This is a genomic window from Planctomicrobium limosum (assembly GCF_051465645.1).
Lineage (GTDB): Bacteria > Planctomycetota > Planctomycetia > Planctomycetales > Planctomycetaceae > Planctomicrobium.
Window position 1 is genome coordinate 1,624,501 of the sequence record NZ_CP195790.1, and the last position, 22,887, is coordinate 1,647,387.

Annotated in this window: 13 protein-coding genes and 1 other RNA gene; 2 read left to right on the forward strand and 12 right to left on the reverse strand. The window is 52.2% G+C overall.

What is annotated here, in order from left to right; all coding sequences use genetic code 11:
- Positions 1-36: 36 nt before the first annotated feature.
- The 4 genes from SH527x_RS06125 to SH527x_RS06140 all read right to left on the reverse strand — a co-directional run bounded on the left by SH527x_RS06125 (position 37) and on the right by SH527x_RS06140 (position 5,399).
- Positions 37-1,371, reverse strand: a complete 1,335-nt coding sequence (locus tag SH527x_RS06125) for a hypothetical protein (protein ID WP_437193770.1) — start codon at positions 1,369-1,371, stop codon at positions 37-39.
- Between the two features lie 170 nt (positions 1,372-1,541).
- Entirely contained in the window at positions 1,542-4,106 is a 2,565-nt protein-coding gene (locus tag SH527x_RS06130) for a VWA domain-containing protein (protein WP_437193771.1), read from the reverse strand.
- A 269-nt stretch (positions 4,107-4,375) separates the two neighbouring features.
- The gene (locus tag SH527x_RS06135; RefSeq protein WP_437193772.1) at positions 4,376-4,834 is read right to left on the reverse strand and encodes a hypothetical protein; all 459 of its coding nucleotides are present in this window, start codon (positions 4,832-4,834) and stop codon (positions 4,376-4,378) included.
- A 376-nt stretch (positions 4,835-5,210) separates the two neighbouring features.
- A complete protein-coding gene (locus SH527x_RS06140; RefSeq protein ID WP_437193773.1) occupies positions 5,211-5,399 on the reverse strand; it encodes a hypothetical protein in 189 nt (62 codons plus the stop codon).
- A 519-nt stretch (positions 5,400-5,918) separates the two neighbouring features.
- On the opposite strand from SH527x_RS06140, the gene ffs reads away from it, so the two are divergent.
- Both ffs and SH527x_RS06150 read left to right on the forward strand, forming a co-directional pair.
- Positions 5,919-6,016, forward strand: an RNA gene (gene ffs / locus SH527x_RS06145) — signal recognition particle sRNA small type.
- Between the two features lie 292 nt (positions 6,017-6,308).
- On the forward strand, positions 6,309-7,142 hold the full coding sequence (locus SH527x_RS06150; RefSeq protein ID WP_437193774.1) for an HpcH/HpaI aldolase family protein: 834 nt from the start codon (positions 6,309-6,311) through the stop codon (positions 7,140-7,142).
- A gap of 77 nt (positions 7,143-7,219) precedes the next feature.
- Here SH527x_RS06150 and SH527x_RS06155 read toward each other — a convergent pair whose 3' ends face one another.
- The 8 genes from SH527x_RS06155 to SH527x_RS06190 form a co-directional block, all read right to left on the reverse strand.
- Positions 7,220-7,615 (reverse strand): Hsp20/alpha crystallin family protein, encoded by a 396-nt coding sequence (locus SH527x_RS06155; RefSeq protein WP_437193775.1) that lies wholly within the window; start codon positions 7,613-7,615, stop codon positions 7,220-7,222.
- Between the two features lie 4 nt (positions 7,616-7,619).
- Positions 7,620-8,093: an Hsp20/alpha crystallin family protein gene (locus tag SH527x_RS06160; protein ID WP_437193776.1), complete on the reverse strand. Its 474-nt coding sequence runs from the start codon at positions 8,091-8,093 to the stop codon at positions 7,620-7,622.
- A gap of 336 nt (positions 8,094-8,429) precedes the next feature.
- Positions 8,430-9,431, reverse strand: coding sequence for an NAD-dependent epimerase/dehydratase family protein (locus SH527x_RS06165; RefSeq protein ID WP_437193777.1), 1,002 nt, complete (start codon positions 9,429-9,431; stop codon positions 8,430-8,432).
- Between the two features lie 207 nt (positions 9,432-9,638).
- A complete protein-coding gene (locus tag SH527x_RS06170) occupies positions 9,639-11,075 on the reverse strand; it encodes a hypothetical protein (RefSeq protein ID WP_437193778.1) in 1,437 nt (478 codons plus the stop codon).
- Positions 11,076-11,352: 277 nt separating this feature from the next.
- Positions 11,353-14,553, reverse strand: coding sequence for a sulfatase-like hydrolase/transferase (locus tag SH527x_RS06175; protein ID WP_437193779.1), 3,201 nt, complete (start codon positions 14,551-14,553; stop codon positions 11,353-11,355).
- Positions 14,554-14,761: 208 nt separating this feature from the next.
- Positions 14,762-15,526 (reverse strand): class I SAM-dependent methyltransferase, encoded by a 765-nt coding sequence (locus tag SH527x_RS06180; protein WP_437193780.1) that lies wholly within the window; start codon positions 15,524-15,526, stop codon positions 14,762-14,764.
- A 109-nt stretch (positions 15,527-15,635) separates the two neighbouring features.
- On the reverse strand, positions 15,636-17,096 hold the full coding sequence (locus tag SH527x_RS06185) for a DUF1501 domain-containing protein (RefSeq protein WP_437194592.1): 1,461 nt from the start codon (positions 17,094-17,096) through the stop codon (positions 15,636-15,638).
- 96 nt (positions 17,097-17,192) lie between these two features.
- The gene (locus SH527x_RS06190) at positions 17,193-22,334 is read right to left on the reverse strand and encodes a DUF1549 domain-containing protein (RefSeq protein ID WP_437193781.1); all 5,142 of its coding nucleotides are present in this window, start codon (positions 22,332-22,334) and stop codon (positions 17,193-17,195) included.
- Between the last annotated feature and the right edge of the window lie 553 nt (positions 22,335-22,887).

Consider the following 22,887-nt stretch of genomic DNA (forward strand, 5'->3'; position numbering starts at 1 on the left):
CGGCCTTCACTCTTGATGTGCTTCTGCAGAACGAAACTATCTTCCATTCAGATACGTGAAGTTGAACGAGTCCACCAGTTGATTGAACTGGGGCTGCAATCCAATTTTCACATAACGGCGATCATGAGAGACAACCACTTGCGAGGTGCTCGATGGACCTTCATGAACAACCTGAATCACAGGGGCATACCCAATTGCCCCGGCCCGGCGCAATTGACGTTCACGGTTGGCCTGACTTTCTTCAAGTTCATTTCGGGTACGAAGCACGTCCCGGCTGACTCGGCCAGACTGCGGATTTCTTCCAGTCGTCCCGGAGGCAATGGGTGTCAGATCAAGGGGAGCCGTCAACGCCCCGATGGCACGAGGACGCTCGCGACGACCGATCGGGAGATCAACAAAGATCCCGGCGTCATTCTCAGACTCAAGCACCAGAGTCCGGACAATTCTCGCCTGATCTTTGGTTCCCTCCAACATGGTAATGGTGAGAGTCGCTCGTCCACCAACCAGCTTTCCACCTGAGTTCTTGACGGTGATTCGATAAGGGCCGGGGATGCCACGCGGACAGACATAATATTCGTAGGCATTCTTGGTATCTGGACCAACACCATCGTGCAGGAAAATCCCCCCACCAGTAGTTTGAGGCGACTCAACGCTGCAAATCATTCCTCCCGGTTCTTCCACCTGCATGTCCAGATCTGCGGCTCCATTCCAATCGAGGCGGATCTTCAGGTCACAGCTTTTTGCGTTCGACAATGCCTCTTCGAGTTGGGTTGCTGTCTGAGCATCCCCTTTGTTCCGTGCGAGACGAATCTGCTCGCGAAGTGCATTCTCAGCATCCCGATGTTGAACCGCGTAATCCGGGCCCCAGCTGTGGAGCAATATCCCACTGACGGCCCATTTCACATCGTCAGGCTGATTTAATTCGCGCGCGAGTTTCAGCCCCATCGTGTAGGGCTCTGGTCTTTCAGGGAAGCCTTGCGATGCTTGCTGGTAGAGCTTGAGCGCAGCTGATTTTCTGCCGAAGCGTGTGAGATACGCCCCGGAGTACATCATGGTGCTATAGTCTGCTCCGCCAAAGTCAGAAAGCGACAACAAGACCCGTTCTACTTCCGCTTTGGGAGCTCCTTCCAGTTCCATCGATAACGCGAGAACTTCATACATCCACGGCTGAGCCTGTCCGTGAATCAAAGCTGCCTGCAAGCATGCGACAACCTGTTTGTACTGCTTTTCCGCGTGCAACTTTCCAACCCAGGTAGCGAGAACCTGAGGAGCCGGGCGGTAAGTCTTAAAGAATGTGTCCCAGATCTCTGCAGGATCACCAACAGTCAGATCCGGCAGCGCAACGTCTTTATCAAAATGGAGGCCTTCCACTTTCGACTTCGATGCAGCCGCTGGTCTGGAACCAGATTTTTGTGCGCCATTAGCAGGCGGACCGGGGTTCCCTGAAGCAGAAAGGGCAGGCGTCGACGAAGGGTTCGTCGGTGCCTGCCCTGCATTATTCTTCCCAACCTGCGCAGCTTTCGCTGAATCAGGCTGAAATGCTATTGGACTGGTTTTTTTTTGACAGTGTCAATGGCATCGCCAGCAGCTGGAACAGCGTTCTTAGGCTCGGCTGGGATGCTGAATCCACCCATACCGCCGCCCATGCCGCCGCCCATACCACCACCCATGCCGCCGCCGCCCATGCCACCACCCATACCGCCGCCGCCCATGCCTCCACCACCCATACCACCGCCCATGCCGCCGCCGCCACCCATCATTCCGCCGCCGAGTGGTTCGAGGTCAACAAGTTCGCCGAGTGGATAGATACGAGGACGCAGTTCGGTGTCAGCCTTGACCTTGGTGGTGATCTTCAAGACTTCGTCCTGCATCACATAGGTCAGGTCAAATTTTTCCAGCATGAGCTTCAATGCACTGCGAAGCTTAATCCCTGACAGGACCAGAGAAATTTCTTCTTCGCCTGTCAAACCTTCTGCTTCAAGAGCAGGAGTGTCAATAATGATCGGAATACCATGCTGCTGTGAGATGTACTGAACGACGTCAGACAATGGGTTCGCTGGGAACTCAACTGACGTATTCTGATTCAGAGCATCGTGAATCTTCTCTTCGTTCTTGCTGCTGAACTGGAGGTCCATCGACTTCCATTTCTGGCGCATTTCAGTGATCGCCCACCATTCCTCAGCGGATGGATAGCGGACTGCAGGGCTGTCCGGGAACGGAACGTGTGCCAGTTCAACCTGATGCAACACTTCCAGCAAGCGATCCGATCGGAGAGCACGAAGTCGGGCTGCTTTATCAACCTGGCCAGCGGCTTCCGTCGTGAAGACCTCTGCGATCCCGATTGCCGAGCCAGGATAAGAATCGAGAATCATACGAGCCTGCTCTTCAGCAGATTCATAAGCTTCCGGTTCCCCTTGCTGAGCTTCGGCCATCAAGGCACGAATACGGTCAACCATCTGGACGAGTTGCAGATCACGTTCAGTTGCGAAGTCAATCAGTCGAGCTGAAACTTCTGCTTCTGCGGCAAGCTTCTGTCGTTCCTGTGCAATTGCATCGTACTGAGCACGACGGGCACGAACTTCCTGCAGATTGTTATTCACCAAACGAAGCAGATTGCCTCGCAGATCTGGAGAGATATCCGTTGCAGATTTCACTGTGGCGCGAGTGCGGTTCAACAAGTCCTCGGCTTGAGCACCAAGAGCGTTATCAACCATGCGATTCGCTTCTTGAATCTGCAGCTCAACCTGACGTTGCAGCTTCTGACCTTTGGCCTGAACCAGAGATTCGTAGCCTTCAATGTTGCCAGCAGCAGGAGGCAGTTCACGTCCGCTCAGAACTGACTCGACACCAGGTGCTGGTGCCGGAGGCGTTTCCAGAGCTGGGGTTGGCTTGGGAGCTTCTTCTGCCTGAGCGAGAAGCCCCTTCGTTCCCATTTTCGATTTCGCAACAAGTGACTCACCATCAGCACTTGCTGGATCAAGGCTTGTCAACATGGTGCCGAGGTGTTCAGCCTTCTTGAAAGCGCCTTTCGAAAGAGCAGCTTCCCCTTCGGCCGAAACCTGCGAAACATAGTCTTCGAACGACTGATGGGCGTAGTTCACCATCCAGTCGCCAGCAAATCCGATCGCAATCCCGTCGGTTGCTTTGCCATCATTCCAGAACTGTGACAGGAACGTATTTCCAGTCGTACGTTCCGCCTGTGGCAGTGTGTAAGTCACGTCTCCAGAGGCCTGATTGACCTTTCCGGAAATCGTAATTTTGGTTCCGGCATTCAATGCACCGGAGAGCAGATAGACTGTCTCACGATCAGCTCGCATCGGGAGCGGACGCTGTGGCATCAGCTCAATGGAGTTAGAATCGACACTGACCGCTGTCGGATAAAAGACCTGACGGTGACTTGCATCGGCCAGAACCTGAGCGATCTCTTCCGCTGGACGTGCCTTGTTTTCCCAATCGTCGTGGGTCACAAAGCCGCCAGTCTCTTCGCCAAGAATTCCGAGGAGACGCAGGTCAGTGCTTGAGCCTACAGCAAAGCTGTGCACTGGGATCTGCTTCTCACGAAGACTTGAGGTCAGAGCTTTTAGCTCTGCTGGTTGGAAGATATGGGCGACGCTCATGCCGTCACCGATAATCAGGATCGATCCGGTCTGCTTGCCTTCCAGATGTTTCTCAGCTGTTTGCAGTGCAGCCGAGAGATTAGAGGCTCCAGCAGGGAAACGCTTGGCTGCGTTTGCATTCACTTCAGCCAGTGCATTGGCCGGTGTCGCAAATTCCGCAGTCAGTGGCGAAACATTGACGTCGTATGCAAACACGCTGACGCGATCGTTCGCTGGCAGCTTCTTCAAGAAGTTCTGGAGAACTTGCAGCCCCATCTGGCGGTGTTCGCCAACCTGGCTGGCAGAAGTATCGAGCAGCACAACATGTGTCACTGCGTCATGAACCGGCAGGGTCAACTCGTAAGGGAGCGACACTGCACCGATCTGCGAGCCTTCAGGCGACTGATACGTCCGGACAACGACGTCGGCACCCCAGACGGTATTTGCCATCATTAATCCGCCAACAGCAGCCGGAAACCAGGCGCGGGCAGACTTCCATCGGTTTAACATTTCATGTTCTCCGGGATTACGTCGTCGCTTCCAGAACTGGAAGCCATTGTGAGCACCGGAAAATCGGGGCTCTACCGTCGCGGTAAAGTCACAATTTCCCGAGGATTCAGGTCGTATGTTATCTGGGACGATCAATTCGTTTATATCAAATTCCGGGAAAGATTGCCCTTCCCCTGCAGACTACCGGCATTCTCCGGTATCACCCGCATTGCCCTTTACTACGGAACTGCATAATCAATGCAATCCGCATTTCGGTCGAAGATGCAGAATTACTCTGCCCGTTCAATGTACTTCACACGATCTGCAAAGGACTGTTGCAACCGTGCTTTCGAGTACATTCGAACAACTTCGTTGTTGTACATGATCTGCCCGTGCTCGTTCGTGCTCAGCAAAGGCTGAATTTCCGGAAGAGCTCGACCGGCATAGAGAGCGGCAAACGTTTCAGGGTCGACACCGCGGCCAGACTCCAGATCCGTTTTTGCATTTCCGCCACCGCTCAGGATCAGGAAGGCATTCAGACCATCCGTCACCGTTTCATAGCGGCTATTGCTCTCAAGCGCTTCTTTTGCATCAACCAGACGCCGGTACGATTCGTGAATCTTCGCACCTGCTGGATCTTTCGCTTCGTCCTGAGCAGTCACTGAACGCAGCGAAAGGTGCCCATTGCCGCAGAGATAGCCGAATCCGAAGATCAGTGCGGCACCAGCAAGGGAACGTGCAAGACGCATACTTTCACTTTCGCTGTCGATAGGAGACGGAGATTGCAGGTTGAAGTTGATCGGCCTTCACGGCGTCTGAGAAATCAAATGGACTGAAGCCGAGAGACCGATCATGATGACTGGAAACTCCATATTCAGCTGTTGACCGCATCACGTTCAACTGTTCGAGGCATTCTCCAACTTCAAAATCACGTTTCTTGGTGCGGAATCTCCCACTTTCACCGGTTAAAACGATTCGTTTCAACGAATCGGCGGCCACGGCAAGGGGCACATTCCATGAATTTCAATTTTTGAGTCGCACATGAATCTGCACTGAGCAAACTTCAGTGGATTCTTTCAAACCATAACTCACAATTTACCGGTACGTTTGCCTGAGACTCTTTATTCAGGCGGCCTGCTTTGATTCCTGCTGCTTCGCCATCGCTTCTTGATTGGCCTCAGTCGTTGAAACCCGACGTTGGTTCATCCCACTTGTATAGAAACTGAGTGAAAGGACTCCCCACCCTGCAAGGAGGCCTCCCATGCAAATCACAACTGCCTGCTGATCATTTGATAACTGCTGTAGCCACGCCATTCGCTGCTCCGCAGAAGCCGCAAAATCGTTGCGACCTCTAACTACTCTCGATCTTCGTTCTTTTCAGAACAGAATCAAGCACTTTATCGCCAGCTCCCCCGTCTTATTCGGCCTCGATCCCTGACTCTCCCAATCCGAGTCGAATCTGGACCTTTGCGAATTCAGGAAGTGCGTCTTACGGGAACACGTCGTCTTCTGTTTCGGTTCGCATCGCCAGAAAGATCGAATCGAAGTTATGTTACGCCTGCAGGGAACAGTAAAACGTGCGTGGCGTGCATCTCAGTCAGAATAACACGGTTGTGACGGTTGGGCCGATCAGGGAAAATCGCAGGACTTTAAGTGTATTTGCTCCCCAAAACTTCCCTGCTCTACGGGAATGCCGTCGTTTGAAAATGCATGCCATCAGCGGAACGACCCGAAAAGTCGATCAACTCACTTTAGCAAGAGTTCAGAATTGGACGCATCTGCTTTGAAACCTGAAGAGTGATCCCCTACACTGAGTTTCCCCGGGAGATGGAAGGCTATCTCCCGCACGGTGGAACCATGTGAACCAGGTCAGGCGGGAAACCGAGCAGCCTTTAGCAGCGCGTTACCAGGTGTGCCGGGAGATAGCCTTCTGTTCCTCGGGCTTTTTTATGCGCACTCCTCTGCGTGCGCCAAGCGAGTGGTCGGACCGCGATTCTCCGCGACAAGTCTCTTCATACCCAAACTTTTCTGCATTTGAGAAATTGGGAAACCACTCTTTATCTAAATTCACTTGCGCGTGAATCTACGAGCAGCACAACGCTCATCGAAAGCTGTCAGAGGCCACACTTACCTCGAAACGTTCTCGATGTCTGTCAATTCAGTGTGAGTTCGATCAAGTAGAAAAGTTCACAGGCCAGGCATCTCTCTGGCGGAGTCCTCCAAATGATCATTCGTCCGAGTCGGGTTGTGCAGAACTTGCGTAATGGAAGCCCCACGCTGGGCGTCGCGTTGCAGTATTCTGAAGGCGGAATCTTCGAGATGATCAGCCTGATGGGCTTTCAGGCGATCTGGCTCGATCTGGAACACCACTCTGCCAGCGTTGAAACCGCAGGGAACCTGATTCGCGCAGCTCGCGTCGGAGGTGCCGATGTGATCGCTCGTCCCGGCAAAGGCGAATTCATGCGTCTCGGGCGACTTCTTGAATTGGGCGCAAGCGGAATCATGTATCCACGTTGCGACTCAGCTGCAGAAGCAGCGGAAGTCGTGAAATGGGCGAAATTTGCCCCGATTGGCAAGCGAGGGTTTGACGGCAGTGGGCCGGACGTTCCTTACCTGTTTACTCCCATGAAAGAGTATGTGCAGGAAGCCAACGAAAACACTTACGTCATTATTCAAATTGAAGAACCATCCTCATTGAATGAGGTTGAGAAGATTCTGGCTGTTCCCGGTGTCGACATGGTCATGCTCGGGCCAGCTGACTTTTCAGTACTTTCCGGCATCCCTGGGGAATTCGGTCACCCTAGCATTCGTGCCGCAATTGAACGAGTTTCGCTGGCTGCCAAGAACGCCGGCAAGAATTGGGCGGCAACCTGCGGTTCACTGGAAATTGCGAAAAGCTATTTCGAAATGGGCTGCAAACTTGCATTCCACGGCTGTGACTTTGTCTTCGTTCAGCAAGGATTTTCTCAGCTCAAGAAGTCTGCTGAGGACGTTTTGGGAATGCAGTTCGAATCCAACCTGCTGGGGCAGCAAAAGAGTTACCTGAAGCAGAATTAAACTGACATGAGATAAAAGAAAAGCCCCGTCCGTATATGGACGGGGCTTTTTTATTGCCTGCATCAATGTGTCGTAAATCACTGAGTTTGAATCGAAATTTTACGCGGCTTCGCACGCGGGATTCTTGGCAGGACGACCTCAAGAACCCCATTGTTAAGCTTTGCAGAAATATTCTCGTGATCGACGTCGTCGCTCAAAATAAATGAACGCAGGAAGTCCCCGATGTGGTACTCCTGATGAAGCAACTCAGCTCCTTCCGGAACTGTTGAATTCACTCGTCCAAACAACGTGAGACGGTTGTCCTGCACTTGCAGCTCAAGCCCCTCTGCCGTGACACCAGGCAGGTCGGCGCGCAAGACAAGTCCTTGCTCATTCTCAAAAATATCGATGAGCGGAGTTCGCATCCAACGTTCAGGTGCAGGTTCACCAGAGCGTTGCAGCAAATCATCAGTCTGTCGAGAATCGGCTGACATGGTCTTACTCGGCGATGGAAGAAGTATCCGGTGAGGAACTTGTATTATTCAACTTGATATGGCGTGGTGCGGTGGCTGGCAGCTTGGGCAAATGAACTTGAAGGAGGCCGTTTGTGAGTTCGGCATGAATTTTGGATTCATCCACCCGTTCAGGCAGGGCCACAGTTCGTTCCCATTTCCCACTGGCCCGTTCGCTACGTCGAAATGAATCGGCAGGGATCTCCGCTTGAGGAGACCTGGTCCCACGGATGATCAACTTTCCCTCGGCAACCTGAATATCAAGATCTTTGACATCACAGCCGGGCAGTTCTGCGGTGATCTGATAAGCATCCGGGGTCACGAAGACGTTCAACGCCGGGAACGGACGTCCCAGGCGTAGGCCTTCAATTGCGACCTCCACGCTCTTCATCCAACGATCCATCTCCCGTTCCAGATCGGGTAACGCGTGAAGCGGATTTCCCCAACGAAAGATAGCCATGGATTTCCCCGATCCCCGTTATGCCCAATATCAATCTTGAATGAATGCAGCTTGAGAAAGCGCTACCAGTTAGTCATTTCAGTGAATCACCGAACTGCGCTTCAAAAACTGCGAGGCACTATCGAAAGAGCCGACGCTGGAATAAGTGCAATTTTTGCGCCGACACACAAATACGCCACACGCCACAACTCTAACCCATTACTCCACAAGAGATAAAAACAATTCAACGGCAATTGGCTGACAAACTGGTGACGATGCTCACTGTCGATGTGGCAGATTTGCGGCTTCGATTGCCAGAATTCCTGTTCCAGGGTGCCGACATCGGGACTGAAAGCGTCACTTGTCGGCAAGTGATTTCACCAGTGGAGCCAATCGCTGCATGGCTTCCTCATACCCGACCAGTGGTGAATACCCAAAATCTTGCTGAGCATTCTGGACAGAATAGGTGTGAGACTGACTGAGTTGCGAAGCGAGGAATCGAGTCATCGGCGGTTCGTCGGATTTCCGCAACACGGTATAGACGCCTTCACAGACTGCCCCAATTCCCCACGCCACGGAAGCCGGGATCGATCGCTTCACTGGTGCAAGGCCACCCAGCGCCAGAATCTGATTCACCCAGTCCCAGATCTTGACCGGTTCTGGCTCGTTGATGAAGTAGGCTTTCCCGGCACAGGGTGCCCCGGATGCGAGGGCATCATGAGCTTGAAGATGTGCTTCTGCAGTGTTCTCGACGTACGACATGGAGACAAGGTTCTGGCCGTTTCCAACCCGAACCAGTCGCCCTGCTTTAGCCCGCTGAATCAGTCTGGGAATGAGATGGTTGTCTCTTGGCCCCCAGATCAGATGAGGGCGTAGGGCGACAGTTTGTAATCCACCAAATGTGTTCGCCTGCAACACCGCCTTCTCTGCGAGCGCTTTTGAGTGCGGATAATGGCACAGATACTTTTCGGGGTACGGCAAACTCTCATCTGCATCCAAATGCGGGCGCCCGTCATAAACAACACTGGGAGAACTCGTGTAGACGAGCCGCTTCACGCCGAATTTCTGACACGCAGCAATGATGTTCTGCGTTCCGACAGTGTTCGTCTGGAAATAATGGTCCCATGATCCCCAAATCCCGGGGACAGCAGCAACATGGAAGACGGCTTCCACCCCCTGAACGGCACGGTCGACATCAGATGAATTCGCGAGGTTGCCTTGACGAACATCCACCTGAGCCTGTTGCAATTCAGGGTATGCCCCCCGCGCAAGGATCCGGACCTGATCTCCTCTGGCCTGAAGTCTCTCAACGAGATATCTGCCGAGAAATCCGCCTCCTCCGGTAACGAGAACTTGCATTCCAACTGATCCATTCAATGCTGGCTGAACTCAATGCCAGCCAAACGAAATTGCAATCTGCCACGATTCCAGGAGTGAAGCCATCCCCCAGCTCAGGATTTCAAGTGACCACCGCCAGACAGACGGTGATCATTCCCTGAATCTGGTGACATCGTATGCAGCGACCACTATGGCAGGCAATCAAGTTGAAACACAGGAGACCATGATTCAGTTGTTGAACTTCATGGAATAGAGATCAGCCTTGTTCAATAGGAATCGCAGTCGAATTGGCTGCCCAGCAAGACTGGAAACATCAGCCCCGGATGCCCACTTGACTGTGCCATCGATTTCATCCCCTGTCAGGGCAACAGAGTCGGCAGCGGTGAAGCCGGGGATTGCTGCCCCTTTGGCATCCTGAATTTCGACTTTCAAGCTCCCCTGTTTAGCAACCGCATAATTCAACGTGAGTTTCTTGCCGCTGAATTGCAACGGTTTCGTCACCATCTCACCTGCATCACCGGAGTGAACTGACACAAAGCCATCCGTCCTGAATGTGAATCGACGCACACGACTTCCCGGGCCAGCATAATAGGCTTCCGTTCCAAAGACCGAAATCTCACGATCCTGACCGGGAACTTGAATCAACCCATGGGCCATGTAATTACTTCGGTTCCCATCACGATCCTTCGGGGCTGTAATCGGAATCAACGGTTCCGACCAGCGACTGAAGTTCAGCCCGTCACGACTCGTCATGAGAATCGGTTCGACCTGTTCAGTCTTGGCCTGATAACGAGTTGGAAAACCGACGTACAAGTGAGGTGCGCGGAAGTAAGTGCGAATGGCGTTTGTATACAACTGTTCTTCAGGAACGTCATTATATTTCAAGTAACTCACTTTCGACCAATTCAGAAAATCATCGCTTGTTGAGACCTTAATGTCGCGAATTTTCTTAGGACCACGGAAGTCACGGAAATAACTGACATAGCACTTTCGATTCGGGTCCCAAAAGGCAAGATTCTGCGAATCAAAATAGCCGTCCGTCAGGACTGGTTCAGGCCGAACGAGAGTCCAGTGAATTCCGTCCGGGGACTGAAACGCCTTCAGTCCAGACTTCTCACCTGCAAGTGCTTTGTATTTCGCATTCGCCGGACAATTGGGGTTCAGATCTTTAAACGGAGTGAAGTTATGGGTGACGTGATCGTTTTTCTTACTTGACCAGTTCGGGTCCAGCCAGACAATGTTATTCTGTTTCGAACCATTGAATTCAAAGATCCCAAGCTTGGGCTTTATCCAATGGATGCCGTCTTTGCTCTCGGCATAACAGACAACTTCATGTGCAATTTTTCCGGTGAAGTGCGATCCCCGATAATAGACACGAATACGATCATCATCTTGGATGAACGTGTAATACGCAGAGATATTCCCTTCCCACGGGGCGTCACATGTCAGGATGACTTCGCGAGCTTCAGGGTAATGCGGCTTGAGTTCCGCTGATTTCAGTTGCTCGATCAGCGCGTCATCAACAAAGAGTTCGCGACGATCCCCAATGTTGTTTACAGGCGTTCGGGAAGCGGATGCCTTGGAGGCATCGTCCGCATGAAGGAGTGCTGTCCCCAAGCTCAAGCCTGCGAGCAGAGTCATTACCTGACCAATCAAACGCTGCATCGTCTCTCTCCTGAACATCACGTTGCCTCCCCGGAATTGGAAGGAAATGGAATCAGTTTCCCCCTCCGTATCATGGCATCGCATTAGAGCAGATCGATGCTTTAGTCGCCCACCTATCAACCATGAAAAACATAAAAAGTGGCAATGGAATTCAGAAAAGGACATACAAACAAAAAGGGGCAAGTGAATCCACATGCCCCCATCTCATTTAGCAATCAAATTGTACGAACAACTTCAGCTGAAATTCTCTTGAACGAGCACACCAAAGTCCGTTTTATTAGTTCTTCTGGAAGCGAGGATCCCCGTTATCAGGTGTCAGCGTCTCGTTCCAATCGAGTACCAGCTTTGCCAGTTTTTGCGAAACTTCGGGATGGTCTGCAGCCAGATTTTTGGTTTCTGTCTGATCCTGCGCAAGGTCATAAAGCTGCTGTGAACTTCCATCGTAGTTCACATAGAACTTCCAGTTCGCATCCCGAATGGCAAGGTCAGGGTTCTTCTCTTCCTTGTTGCCCGCTCGGTCCGGTGGTCGACGCCACATCTGCGGAGCAACCCTTCCTGCCTTCGATTTTCCAAGTAGAGTCGACGTCACATCTTCCCCGTCGAGCTGTTGTCCTTCAGGAAGCTGCGTTCCCGTCAATACATAGAGAGAGCGATTCAGATCGAGCGTGGAGAGAGCCGATTCCGTATTCACCTGATTCACCGCCGATGCCTCGATCATCCCCGGCGCCCAGACAATGAGCGGAGAGCGAACTCCCCCTTCATAGAGCCATCCTTTTTGTCCGCGCAATCCGTTGGAAGTACCGGCACCTGATTCAGGGCCGTTGTCAGAAGCGAAGAGAATAATCGTGTTGTCCCGAAGTTCCTTGTCGTTTCGAATGCGGTCAAACAGAACGCCGAGTTGCTTGTCCATCTCTGCCAGTACCGAACAATACAGTTCACGCTTGGATGTCCCATTCGCTTCACGTGCTGCCTTCGATGGAAAGAATGGACTGTGAACATCGTCTGGCCAGAGATTGACGTAGAACGGCGTCTTCTCCTGTTGGGCAGCATCAATAAAATCGATCGCCCCCTTCACAAACAATGACGTCACGACTGATCGTTCTGCCCATTCAATTTCCCCGCGGCCCAGAGTGTCTGAACCGAGTGCATGCTTTTGTGCTGGGCGGCCATCATAAGCATCTTTCAATGGCAGAATTCGTGGACCAAGCCCTTCGAAGTTCGTCAGACTCGCCTGAAATCCGTACTCAGAAATCAGCGGAGCTTCACCAACATCGCGTTGGCCACCCATGTGCCATTTACCAAAATGTCCTGTTGCATACCCCGCCTTCTGAAGTTCCCTCGCAATCATCGGGGCGGAGGGATCAAGCCACTGAGCAACACCACGTTCCTGATTCTGCTTGCGATTCGAAAGAAACGATGTGATCTGCCACCGTTGAGGGTACTGTCCTGTTGAAAGAGCAACCCGCGACGGTGAACAAATCGGGGAGGCGACGTAGAACCGGTTGAATCGCATTCCCTCTGCTGCCAGTTGGTCGATGTGAGGGGTCTTCACGTCTTTCCCGCCAAAGCAGGAGAGATCTGACCATCCCATGTCATCAACGAACACCGTAATCACATTCAGGCGTTTCGTAGATGAAAGGAGCTTCGGAGTTCCAAAGACTGTGAGTTTGTCACCGGTCTCTTTGATCCACTGGTCCAACGTGCCGCGCAACTTCGCGAGCCGTTCCAGATTCGCCGGGTCAGCAGACAGATTCTTCTGTTCATACGGATCATCCGACAGTCGATACAACTCCTCGGCAGGACGTTGCTGGTAGCGCAACACTTTGGCGAGCGCGTCTGGATTGTTCTTCGCAGTCTGTACCCAATCCGACCAATATCCAGTATCGGCCTGAACTGTTGTCACATGGCTTGTGTAGCGAAATTCTGGATGGATGTTGCGAATGTACTTCCATCCGTCACCCGTCGTCACTGCACGAATCGGATAGACGTTGTTGTTTCCGTCTCCGCTATGAGTCGTGAAAACCTGATCGCGGTGTGACTGTGATTTTCCCAACAGAACAGGGAGAAATGATCGACCATCAATGTTTGTTGGAGCTGGTCCGCCTGCAACGTCAACGAGTGTCGGAAGAATATCAATCCACGAGACCATCGCTTCGGTTCGGACACCTTCTGCGATACGTCCCTTCCAATTGACGATCAATGGAGTGCGAATTCCGTCTTCGTAGAGATTCCATTTTCCAAACGGCCACTGAGCCCCGTGGTCACTCGTGTGAAGAAAGAATGTGTCGTCTCCTAACTTCTTGCGAACCGCATCGAAGACACTCCCCAGATCCCTGTCCATGTTGTTGACAGCAGCATGGTATTGAGCGCGACGTTCACGTGTGACTTTGCTATCAACATGGTTCGGTGGGACAACCTGATCATCTGGATTCAGGCCACCGCGGTCTTTGGGCCAAGGAACATGGGGCCAATTCGTTCCAACGAACAGAACAAGTGGTCGCTCGCTCTTTCGGGCTTCCAGCCACTCGATCGCCTTTGGAATCGCGATGTCTTCGTGATATCCGTGATGCCTCGCGGTGTCGAAGTCCCACTCTGGAGTCTGAGCATAATGCCCGACTTTTCCAAACGAAACGACCTCGTATCCAAGCTCATGGAAGTACGTCGGGAGTTTCTTAACGTTACTGTGAACCCGAGAATGGTTTGCTTCAGACCCGTTATGTTGAGGGTACATCCCACTCAGTAACGCGGCACGACTTGGAGCACATGACGACGACATGACATAGGCACGATTGAATGTCATGCCCGCCTGAGCAACACGTTCCATATTCGGAGTTTTGAAATCCGGCGAACCGTAGACAGAAGAATCTCGAAATGTGTGGTCATCCGAGAGGAACACGACGATATTCGGACGCTTCACATTTGGATCAATCGGGGGAAGTTCCCGTTTAAATTCCTTTGTCTGAACATCGAGCGCCAGAATCGTTCCATTAAACCGGTTGGGAGAATCGTAACTGCCAACGGTTTTGCCGACGCTCTGCCCGACAGAGAAGCCAGCGGCAGGCTGACCAGCCACAAGTACGCCAGCGTTCTGTTCAAAAGCGAGATCGCCATTCACGAAAAGTTGCGACTTGCTTCGAAGCAGCTTCACAACGAGATCGAGTTTTCCCTGATACGCATGAGTCGCCTTCAGCTCGGTCAGACGCCCTGAGTTGCGGACGGAGAAGACCGGGTGACCGTTGGAGAACCAGAGAGCGTATCCAAACTTTGCACCGCCGTGTGCAAAGACGACGCCATTCAGGTCTTTTCCCTCCACCGTGGCGGTAACAGTCAATTCCCGCTGCGCGACCTCTGGAGGATTCTCCATAAACTGTTCGCCAGGCTTTTTCGCCGGCACAGGATCAGCAAACGATGAAGTAGCCAAAGCAGCCAGAGCCAACAACAGAGCGCAGCATCGCAAAATGCAAGTAGGTACTCGCACAAATTCCTCCTGAAATTGAACCGAAATCTGAAGAATTTGCCAGCAAATCGCGACATTTTGCTGACGGTATCAGTTTAGCAGTCCAACCTCATTTGCTCCACTACCTGCACGGCAAGCAGATGCGAAAACCAAGCCATCAGCCGACTCCGACCTGTCATCAGATCCACAGGATTGACATGTCTGCCCCCTGAGAGAGAACTCGCTTCTGTCAGCGACCATCAATGACAAAATGATCGCTGGAAGTCTGAATCTCAACATGGCCATCATTCACGAACGGTTCAAACTCCGCCTGGAGTCGCTCTACGTCCATGGCCGACAGATGCTCACCGAACAGGAAGCGAAGAATCCTGAGGCGATTTTCTTGCGAATTTGGAAAACGCAATTGATACGGTGAAGTTCGCTTCTCGAATGCAACTTGATGTTGTGACAGAAAGTGTTCGACATCTTCCGCCGCGTAATACGGAACTGGCTTGCCCAGCATGGCAAAACCTGTCTTCCAGATCTGCAACAGCGTGTTTTCCCATCCTGCGATGGCGAGTTGCATCCGTCCTCCAGACTTCAGGCCCAGCAAGAGTGTGCGAAGCACCGAGTCCAGATCGTCCACATAATACAGCACATGATTAGAGATGATGAGATCGAAATGTCCCTTATCAATCGCCCCCAGGTTATTGAGACACGTGACCGGTTCTCGACTCAACCGCGCCAGTCGTTTCGCCGCCTGAGCAAGTTGATGTGACACTGGTTCAAACAGCGAAATTTGCAACAACTCCGGAGCAAAGTTCAGCGTGGAAAGCAGACGGTCCGAAAAATCTCCGGTGCCGCAACCGAAATCAAGAAGTCGAACAAGCTCACGTCTTGAGGAGTATTCCGCAAGGCTCGACGCATAGACAGCAACGTCACTTTCAGCTTCAGTGGCATGCTCCATGAAAAATGCGTAATCATTCTCGATCACGCCAAAGTCTTTCGATCCCATCGCTTCCATCCTGAAATGCAATCGACCATCAGAAGACACTGATCCCCTGATGGTCGATTATTGAATTCTCGTCAGTCCAGACCGGACATGTTTGCTCGAAATCACGAATCTAAGCGAACAACGCCGAGACCGCATTGGCCTTCACCAACTCTCGGGGTTGGTTCAGATGGTTATAAACAATCGTGTCTGGTGCAATTCCGAATGCTTCGTAGATCGTCGCGAGCAACTCGCTCGGGTGAACCGGGTTCTCCACTGGAGCTGATGCTGTCTTATCGCTCTTGCCGTGAACATATCCGCGTTTCATCCCGCCGCCGGCGACAACGGCAGAGTAGCAGTACGGCCAGTGGTCGCGTCCATCTGCACTGTTTCCATTTCCGGATGTGCTGACTCCCCGTTGAGGACTGCGGCCGAATTCTCCGATCGCGACAACCAACGTTTCCTCAAGTAATCCACGTTCTTCCAGATCGACGATCAACGCTGACAGACCGCTATCAAGCATCGGAGCCGATTGCCGTTTCATCCGATCCGGCAAACCAACGTGAACGTCCCATGAATGGTTATCGCTGTTCGCCACTTTCGGCCAGATCACTTCCACAACGCGCGTCCCTGCTTCAATCAGACGGCGTGCGAGTAATAAACTTTGACCAAAGGTATTTCGCCCATACCTCTCGCGAGTCTCTTGAGACTCCTGCTCAATTGCGAACGCATCTCGCGCTCGTCCTGACGAAATCAAAGACAACGCCTGATCATAGTACTCGTTGAGTTTGTAGTCTTTAACCGCGCGATCGATGTCCGGCATTCCTGCGTTCACCGCATCCAGCAGCCTTGCCCGACGCTCCATCCGCTCGCCATAGATGTCAGCTCGCATCTCCAGGTCGGAGACATTGATACGATCCATCTTGTTCATATCCATGTCATCGCCGGGCGGATAGAGCGTGTAAGGATCAAATGCTTTTCCGAGGAATCCGGCTGTCCCGCCTTTCCCAACAACATTGCTCTCCTGCAATGGACGAGGCAGCATGACGAACGGCAACATCGGTTCTTGCGGTGGTCTCAATCGAATCAGGTTTGACCCGAAGTTTGGAAAATCCTTCGGGCTGGGCGGTTCCAGCTGACCAGACGGACTCACCTTATCAGTCGTGTATCCGGTCATCATCTGATAAATCGCAGCAGTGTGGTTGAACAACCCGTTTGGCGTGTAGCTCATCGACCGAATCAGAGTTGTTTTGTCGATGACTTGAGCAAGCTTCGGAAGGAGTTCGGTGAAGTGGATTCCCGGTAGCGATGTCGGGATGTTGCTGAAAACCGACTTCACGTTCTCGGGAACATTCTCCTTGGGATCCCACAAATCGAGGTGACTTGGTCCCCCCTGCAAATAAACCATGATGATGCTTTTGGCTGTCGCAGCCCGGGATTTCCCCTCGCTGGCGTGACTCGCCTGCAGTTGCAACATTCCGCCCAACGAAAGTCCAAGCATTCCACTTCCGCCGACACGCAGAATATCACGGCGCGTTGGCTGCAGTTGTTTGTCGCACAGATCATTGCCAGGTTGTCCGGGAACGCGAATGATCATCGGATTGTCCTTTGTGACAAGCTGTCTCTTCTGAACGGATGTATGAAAGCGATCTGAGTTACGCTGGTGAGCGAAACCACAGACGGCTGCGGACTAATGGTTAAACAGGAATGCAGGGCTGTTCACGAGAGCCCACGTCAGATCCTGAACTGTCGTCAACCGAATATTCTTCAGTTGGTTTTCCCCCAAAGCGACAGCACGTTCGAAACGCTCCAACTGTGGGTCAGCAGCCAATGGCTTCTTGTGATCATCAAGACGATTTTGCCATTCCACAATGCCGGGATCCGTTGGCAATGGCTGTTCAGTCGCAGCGAGTGCGGCTCTCAAATCGGCCAACTCTTTGTCTGTCTTATTCACGTGATCGGCGAGAACGGCCTTCTGCTCTGCAGTCCGCTCTTCTGGCTTCGTCTTCAATGCATCCACAATCTGCGCTGGGAGGCCAAAGTTGAGTGCTCCGCTCTGGTTTGTCACCGAGATTCGAAACTTCCCGAGAGAATGGGTTCCATCCTGATACTGCTGATCCAGCGTCAGATGAATGATGGCGTCCCCTTCAATCGTCTTCGCAATCAGGTCTGGTTCTGCAATCTCGAAGGTTGCCTGATGGTCTTTTCCGACTTCAGGCGAAACTGCCCAACCGTTCCCATTGGGAGCGACTTTTCCATCAATTGCAGACGCGACGGAATACCCATTCTGGCTGAAGTCTGCCTTCGCATTCTGCAATTTCAAATTCGTCTTCTGGTCAGGTGTCGCTTCTGCCCAGATTTGAACGGTCAGTTCCGTGAGCACATAATTCCCCCCGGAAGAGCGCCCCGGCCCCTTATTGGGAAGAGCACCGTCGGTCATGGCTTCAATCTTCAATCCTGCCAACTGAGAAACTGGGATCTTCGCTGTGAGTTCATAGTTCCCCTTCCCGTTAGGTCCGGCAACCAGAACCGACTGGTCCGGAGCCTGTTGAAACGTCGAGCCGACCGACGACTTCATTTCACTGAACACCAATGACGTCCAAGGAGTAAACGACTCCTTCAACGTCGCCTCCCATTCGCCAACCCGTTGAGGACTCGTCTGCAGTCGAGCATCCACTTTCGCGCGCGCCTCCAAGATCCGCTGCTGTCGAGCGGCTTCTTCAACTTCAATCCGCGGCTGAATCTCCAACTTGTATGCGGCAAGTCGCTGTTCAGTCTCAGCAATCGCCTGAATTCGCTTCTGTTCATTTGCCTCGCGTTGAGGTCGAATCTTCTCGCGATAAGCATCTCTCTCTGCCACCAGTTTGCTTTGCTCACTGGTCAACTCAGACATCAACGCGAGTGTCGCTTGAATTTCATTCTGCGTGGAATGTCGATTCAGCACACGCAGGAACACCTGATCAATCAGCCTGGTCATCTCTATCTCACTTCCAGCCAGCTTTTCGAGCTGATTCCCTGGCTGAGAAATGGCATCGCTGACTGTCGGCCCATTCATGAGCGCCATGATGGGGCCAAGTTGCAGATCCGCAGAGCGTTCGCATTCACATGACGACTCGCGGACAGGGCGGCCAAGGTTGTCAAGAAAGCCATCGGCCAGATTGATTTTGACGTCAGGCAACGCGGCTGCTCTGGTGCCCTCTGGAACACCAGGGATCTGCATTTTTGCCCCGGTAACTGTATAGACCGCGTCATAAAGGACCTCGGCCGGAAGTCGCTTCGGCAAGGCGTGGGAGTAGTTCTGGCGGTCGTCTGCGTTCCACTTGTTCGTCGCGATTTCTAACTGGTAGACCCGACTTTTGCAGATCGTGGTCATCAATTGTTGGACGTCAAATCCAGACTCAATAAAAGTTGCGGTCAGATAATCAAGCAACTCAGGATTCGTAGGAGGATTGCCTGCGCGAATGTCATCGAGCGGCTCGATAAGACCGGCCCCCATCAGATAACCCCAGACTCGATTGACGTATCCGCGAGCGAAATACTCGTTCTCAGCGGAGACCATCCACTTCGCAAGCTGCTGGCGTCGAGTCAGCTTTTCATCATTCGCTTTGAACTGAGCGGAAAGATCTCTATTGTAGGGAACAAGAGCATTCGTCACTCCGCCGGTACGAACATGAATCATGTCACCATCTGGCTTATCGAAAACTTCTTCCCATAGCGGCTTGGCAAATTCAACAGCAGTCCCTCCCAGATTTCCGTCCGGGTTCTTGGAATCACGCTTCAAGCCAACCTGGGAAAAGAATGCAGCCGTCTCGTAGTACTGGTCCTGAGTCCATCGTTCAAACGGATGGTCATGACATTTATTGCAATTGAATCGCACACCCAGAAACAGGTGCGTTGTGTTCTCCATAATTGCTTCCGGTTCTCTGAGAATCTTGTAGTAGGAAGCAGCAGGGTTCTCACGAGTCGAGCCGGTGGCAGTCAGAATGTCATAGCAAAATTCGTTGTAAGGACGATTACTCTTCACATTCTGATGAATCCAGTTTCTGAAATTGACTGCCCCTTCGGTCCCCAAAAACTTGCTATTCACCTGCAACATGTCCGCCCATTTGTTGGTCCAGAATTGAACGTAGGCATCGGAACCGATCAATCGCGAAATCACTTCGTCCCGTTTAACACGCGTCGGTCGTGAATCTTCGATGAAGGCCACCACTTCATCAGCACTCGGTGGAAGTCCCGTCAGGTCCAGATAGACACGACGCAGAAAGACTTCATCTGCACTGAGATCAGAGGGAGAGATTTTCATCCGCTCCCACTTCATTGCCACAATGTCGTCAACCCGTCCCCAGCTTTCTGGAGCCTGCCAGGCAAACCCGGAACGATCCCCCATCACCGTCAATGTGGTCGCAGCATACTGCCCTTCAAATCGGGCAAGAATCGGAGCTTCTCCTCGACGAACGGCAGTAACGATCGCCGCACGATTGCTCTCGGCGACATCCGTGTTCCCGCTTTCCAGAAATGACTCGGAGGTGACATCACGAGTTCGCCCATTGGAGTAGGTCGCGATCACTCGCAGTTGCTGCTTTGCACCAACCAGTTGAACAACAGGGTTCTGAGGTTCAATCGAAATCCCAGTCACGCGTTCGACATCGAACTTGAGTTCGGCTCCCTGCTCCACCCAACGTCGAATCACTTCATAATAAGCGTCACCCGGCACTGTCAGCTGCCCGCCCACATGTGGAACTGATCCACTGGCTTTCAGCAGCATCAAACTCTTGTCCGGAGCAGCAACCGTGACCCGTCGCCCTTTGAGATCGTCGGTCAGCGAACGCACATCGAACAACGGATCATAGCCCCGAAGCGACAGTTTGAATCCGTTTTTGCCATCATTCGCCCCGTGACATGTTCCCTGATTGCACCCGATTCGTGTCAGAACAGGGTTCACATCTCGAATAAAATTGACAGGTGTATCCGATTGAATTCCCGCAACACTGATCGGCACTGTTGTCTTGAAGTCTTTGAAAGAAATTGCCAGAGCAGCGCTTCCATTATGACGCCCGTAGACTCGTCCAAAGTCATTGACTCCGGCACTGTCCCCTGGGAGTTCAATCGAGGCCAGACGCGTCAGATCAATTCGATCATTCGTGGAAAGGATTCCAGTCACGAGCAGTTGCACATTCTCGAATGGACTCTTCAACTCAATCGAAGCAGGGGAAACTTCAATCCGGACCACCTGAGCATCAACCGGCAGCTTCTCGTCACCAGTGCGACGATCCTGACTGACGACTCGTAATGGCTGTGCAAGTTGTTCTGTTTCGTCCTGCTGTAAAGGCGTAATCGTAATCGGATGAAATGCCCGAATCGTTCCCGCATTCTCGGGATTCAACAGACGAATGAGACCGTCCCCTCCCGTGACAGCAATCTGCTTCCCGTCAGGGCGATATGACAATGCAAAAAGACCCGTTGGGAAAGAAACTGAAGCACGTTGCTTAACGTCGGCAGTGACGTAGGCATTGAGCTTTTGCACCTCTTCAGGCGACTGCGTCCCAACAACTTTCTCTACGATCTTCTTGATCTCTTCCGGCATCTCATACGGGAAGTCCGAATCAAAGAGAGAAACGTGACCGGTTCCGTTATGACTGGAGAGACACGCGATCGACTTTCCATCCGGAGAATAGGCCACTGCCGTGATTCGCCCAGGCATTGAAGGAAACTTACGGATCAGATTGGCATCATCCCCGATCACCCGTTTGGTGACTCGCTCCATGCGGTAGATTCGAGGAATTCCATCTGAACCTCCGACAAGAATCTCATCGCGAGTGGGGTGCTTGGCAACAGCAGAAATCCCGCCTTTCAACGCTCCCGGGGTGATCGACGTGACATTGTCGATGAATCGTTCTGTCGAAACGTGATACAGCTTCGTCGACATATCTCGACCAACAGAAATCAGCAAAGAACCGTCTGTTGAGAAGACCGTATCGAGTGGCCAATCATCATGGGCACCGTTGAAGAAGAACTGCTTACCAGTTTCGACCTCGAATCCACGAACGGCCGTATCAGAGCAACCAACAGAGACCGACTTTCCATCCGGGGACCAGGCGACTCCATAAACAGTGTCAAACGTCGTCGAGATTGACTGTTCCAGCTTCTGGGTCGGAACATTCCAGATCTGAATCTCTCCATTCTGAAATGGCTGCCCCCCTGCAACTGCCAGCTTTTGACTATCCGGAGAGAATGCAACCGATTCGATCTTCTCGGACAGTCCAACAAGGCGTGCAATCGGTTGCGAGTCTCCTTCCGCTGGGAGTTCTGCAGGAAGGATGATTGCTTCATGGAAGCCGGCGACAGCAAGAAACTTTCCATCTGGAGAGTAATCGATCGACGTGATTGAAGGGGCGCGGTGATAAATCGGAGGATTGTTTTGATCGACAACGGGAGACGCTGATGGCGGCGAATCGTCCTTCGCTCCTTCGGCAATCCACTTCCGAATCAGCTCAATCTCAGGATTGGAAAGCGGTGGGCCATTCGGTGGCATCTTGGCCTTTCCATCCACAGGAGTGACCATTGCCAGCAATGCACTCTCCTCAGGCTTGCCAGACACAACCGATGATTCGCCGCTTTCTCCGTTTCGAAGCAGTTGAGCAACCGATGTCAGAACATAGTCTCCAGAGCGTTTCGCCGGCTGATGACACCCTTCACAATGTGCCTGAAGAACAGGGCGAATCTGGCGGTAATAACTGACTTCCGAATCCGGAGTTCCCGCTATCGAAGTTTGGGAATCCGGCAAGACAAGAAGCAATGTGATCAGGCAAATCACAACATTCGGTCGGCGCATGATTTCGACACTTCTATTTACACAGTGGTCGATGCATTTCTGCAACTTTCCATTCGTTTGGCAGATATCCCGGGTGCCGTGAAAGAGGTGGGCATTCGAACTGAACTGAATGCTTACCCCGGGGCCGAAACGAAGGATGCCGATTTTTGAACAGCCCGTTTTCAACAATTCTGCCCTTCAACTTCGCAGTTGAAAGTAGATGATTGTGAAACCGTTCAGTTCAGCAGGATGGCAACTCCCGTACTTCTACTTATACATTCGCGATCAATCGAATGCAACAAGACTTATCCATTTGAAACACTGTCGCGGACGCCCTGAGGCGAGCTGTTCTTGCCTGCGTCTCTCCCGCAAGTCACCAATGAATCCGGAGAGAAGTTCACACCAGAGTTTTCTGCTCATCTTGATAGAAACCAGAATCAGGACTTATCACACGATAAGTAGATTCAACGTTGTTTATGGTGGAATATCTCCTCACTGATAAATACCCTGCATCGAGGTCAAATGGCCTCGATCGGCTCGCAACGTCTTCAATGTGAATTCAGAACACGTTCAA